Source organism: Rhizobium sp. CRRU65 (genome assembly GCF_048551595.1).
Lineage (GTDB): Bacteria > Pseudomonadota > Alphaproteobacteria > Rhizobiales > Rhizobiaceae > Rhizobium > Rhizobium leguminosarum_J.
Map to the genome: position 1 here is coordinate 1 of NZ_JBLYZH010000053.1, position 733 is coordinate 733.

At 57.2% G+C, this 733-nt stretch carries 1 protein-coding gene; it reads right to left on the reverse strand.

Annotated features, from left to right (window positions below; all coding sequences use genetic code 11):
* Positions 1–573: 573 nt before the first annotated feature.
* Positions 574–733 (reverse strand): replication initiation protein RepC (gene repC, locus ACM5SV_RS36605; protein ID WP_419425533.1); only part of this gene is annotated, 160 nt, incomplete at its 5' end.

The window sequence follows — 733 nt, forward strand, 5'->3', positions numbered from 1 at the left end:
TCACCCCATCCCGTCTCTCCCGGCCACCATCCTTGCCCGGGCTTAAACGCTGGAGCCACCAACGGTCATCAGCGCTCGACGCTTCTGCCTGCCAAACCGGCAGCGCCATCGAATCTGCCCCACTTACTACCGCGCCACATGATCTGAGACAACGTAGATGAGGCGTAACGCATTGAAACAATGGTTAACAGCCCGTTAACCAGAATCTATATCTCAGATTACTTCCGCCACCTCGTTGCCTTTTCTTCAGTGTCGTCGAGATCCGACGACGATCATTGACGATCGGCGGGGTGATTATTTGCCGAAAAATCTGCCCTGGCGCTCGAAGGAGCGATTGAATTCCAAGGCTTTCGGACCCTTGATGGACTTTCGCTGAGAGCCGGGGAATGCCACCCGCCTGATGAGGCCAATGACCACTGAACGATAATAACGAGCTCACAGAGAAAACAACCGCTTTCATCCCTAAAGCCTATTCGATCGCGAGACTGGCCGCGACAGTGGAGGAAATCGCTCCGCCACAGTGGATCTCACGCGGGCAGGCATTTCCAGCCAAAACAGGCACCCGTCTCCCCCTCAGCTGGCATAGCGCCGCACTCCACCATTCGCCCGCGCGAGCGCCATCAGCATCGGTCCGATTGCAAACTCGCCCTTTTCGGTCCTTCGGGTCAGATCTCTGAGATAACCGCCGGGCGAGTTGATGTGCCCTCCCCTCTCCAGGATGCAGGCGATCACG